Annotated in this window: 3 protein-coding genes; all 3 read right to left on the bottom strand. The window is 37.8% G+C overall.

Features of this window, described 5'->3' with window-relative positions; all coding sequences use genetic code 11:
* Nucleotides 1-14: 14 nt before the first annotated feature.
* Nucleotides 15-863 (bottom strand): class I SAM-dependent methyltransferase, encoded by an 849-nt coding sequence (locus tag A7D14_RS07160; RefSeq protein ID WP_067032080.1) that lies wholly within the window; start codon nt 861-863, stop codon nt 15-17.
* Nucleotides 864-924: 61 nt separating this feature from the next.
* Nucleotides 925-1773 carry a hypothetical protein gene (locus A7D14_RS07155; protein ID WP_036382865.1) on the bottom strand — a complete coding sequence of 283 codons (849 nt, stop codon included), beginning with the start codon at nt 1771-1773 and terminating at the stop codon, nt 925-927.
* A gap of 123 nt (nt 1774-1896) precedes the next feature.
* Nucleotides 1897-2690: IS3 family transposase (locus A7D14_RS07150; protein ID WP_141673275.1), on the bottom strand; the 794-nt coding region annotated here is incomplete at its 5' end.

Here is a 2690-nt window from a genome sequence, read left to right as displayed (position 1 = left end):
CTTGATGAGAAGAATTACAGGAATATCTTTTTATTAATACTTCTGGTAGTAACTAAATCTTTTTGATAAATTCTATTGTGACCAACATTTAAAACGTTGGTAAACCCTAAATCTTCGATTATTGCACAGGCTCTGGATACTTCTTCATAGCCTTTCCAAAACTGGTTTCCAGGTAAAAAATAGGAAGCATCATCCATGACAAGGAATCCACTAGGCTTTATTAAACTTGAATAATTTTGAATGTCTTTCACCACCGCATCATAACTATGGTCACCATCAATGTAAACTATATCTAAGTGCATGTCTTTAATACATTTTAAAACAGGTTCACTATTCGAGTATCCTTTTATTTTATTGACCTCATCAAAATTCAACTCAAAGTGTTCAAATACTTCCCTGATTATTGAAAAGTAATCTTGTCGGGGATGATAGTTACCTACTTTTTGATTTTGAATAAATTTCTGTGATATATAGCCCCGAACTTTATTGACAAAAGGGTTATTTAAAAAAACGTTATTGCTTATGTTGCCTGTAAAGGGGGACACCGCAACAATATCGATAGTAGAATTCAAATATTTAGCTATTAAGGCCCATAATGAAATGACTTGTCCTTTATATACACCAATTTCAAGAACTTTTGGATGTCCATTTTTAAGTACTAAGTGAGAAATAAGTAAGTACCACATGTAGTGAAATGCCCTGTCCCCAAACCCCAAATTGTTTTTTTCAATAAAGTCTCTATGCTCTTTAAGGAATGGAAACTTATCAGTCCTTCTCGTAAAGTTGATCCAGACTAAATCATTGTTGTAGGCACTATTGCGATATTGACTCAGTATTCCTTCTAAAGTGTTGGACGTGCTCATATTTTGGCTGAATTCTAGGCTTTTAGTCTTTTTTTTAGTGAAACTTGTAAGCTATTAAACGTTAGGCATTGTGTTTAGAATCAAACTTTTCTTTCGAAATTACACAGTTTGATATCAAATAGAATAGGCTCATTTTTTCAATATTTTCTAAGCCAAAAAAGTCGCAGAGAGAATTAAGAATAAACCCAGTATCAACATTCATCTCTTTTCGTAATTCTAAAATATCAACCAAGTATTTTTGTGTACGCTTCAAATTAGTTGTTTTTCTCTCTTTATCAATTAAGGAAGCTACTGTATTTCTATTGGCCAAATAAAATTTATGTAAGTGCTTTTTGACTACACTTAAATTTCTATTTTCCAGCTTTCCAAATTCTCTAGCGAGTGTTTTCTTAAAATTATTCAAGACTTCGTCCTTATCCTTTTCGGAAAAAACATAAAGTTTTATAAGTAAGTCAAGAACTATTTCTGGAAGGTATTCAATAGTCATGTCAGCATACTCCTCAAATGAAAATGACAAAATTTTGGAAATTCTTTTATAGACCGCTATATGCTTAGCGTATATTTCCCCATTATAAAGGCCATAATGGACCGTGTTATTTTCAAAATCACAAAAGATTTTTGAACCTGTTTGGAAAACAGAATTTATGGAAGAGGGATTGCTGGAAAGAAATTTTTTGAAATGGTTGTCACAATCTTTTACGACTTCTATGGTCTTGCTTCTTTGTATTATGAGAAAAAGTGCTATATGGTCGCCTCTGTTTTTGTTTAGCAAATAGAAATAATTGTTAGGGCCTAATTGCTTATCATAAAAAGGAATCAAACCTTTTGAAATTAATTTGTGCCAACTATCTTGAGAATAAAATATTGAAATACTCAAGCAAAAGTCCTTGTCAATCTCAGTTACTTCCATACTCACCAATCTAATTCCGTCTCACCAAAAGTTTTATTAACGACAATTATTTTATTTTTTTGATTTTCATACATTTTGATACAGTTGTTGATTTTGTAACCCTCCCTTTTCTCGGACCATTGGTTAGACGACTTTTATTTGTTCTTCCAAGCAAGCTTGCTTGGAAGAGAATTCCTTTTCGTAGCATTCCGGGGTGATCCCACCCAGGGCCTCGTGTGGCCGTTTCATGTTGTAATCCTTTATCCATTCCTCGGTCAATATGCGTACCTGTGAAATGTCCTCGAACAGATGTGCGTCAAGTACATCCTGTCTGTAGGTACGGTTGAACCGTTCAATGAACCCGTTCTGCATGGGCCTTCCCGGCTGGGTGTACTGGATATCTATCCCTTGGGCCTCGCACCATCTTGTGAAATCAAGTGCAAGGAACTCGGGCCCGTTGTCCACCCTGACCCTTTCGGGCCTGCCGTGTTCCCCGATGGCCCTCTTCAGTACCTGTACCACGCCCATGGCGGGGAAACTGAACTCGGCCTCCACACCGATGGCCTTCCTGTTGAAGTCATCGATGATGTTGAACGTCCTGAACCTTCTCCCGTGCACCAATGAATCGCTCATGAAGTCCATGGACCATGTCATGTTCGGACCATCGGGCAGCACCAAGGGCTCCTTGACCCGCTTGGGCACCCTCTTTTTGGTCTTTCTCCTCAAGTTCAGGCCCAGCATCAGGTATACCCGCCTGACCCGCTTCTTGTTCCATTTATGGCCCTCCAGTCTTATCCGCTGATAGTATTTGTCCTGTCCTTCCCTTGGCTTTGCCACGGAAAGTTCCAACAGTTTGTCGATTACCTCACTGTCATCTTTCACAGAGCGGTAATAGTACATCGATTTTGGGAACGTCAATGTCCTGCAGGCCCTGGTGA

Origin of the sequence: Allomuricauda sp. CP2A, assembly GCF_001683915.1 — a bacterium.
GTDB lineage: Bacteria > Bacteroidota > Bacteroidia > Flavobacteriales > Flavobacteriaceae > Flagellimonas.
This window is presented reverse-complemented; position numbering and strand designations above follow the sequence as displayed.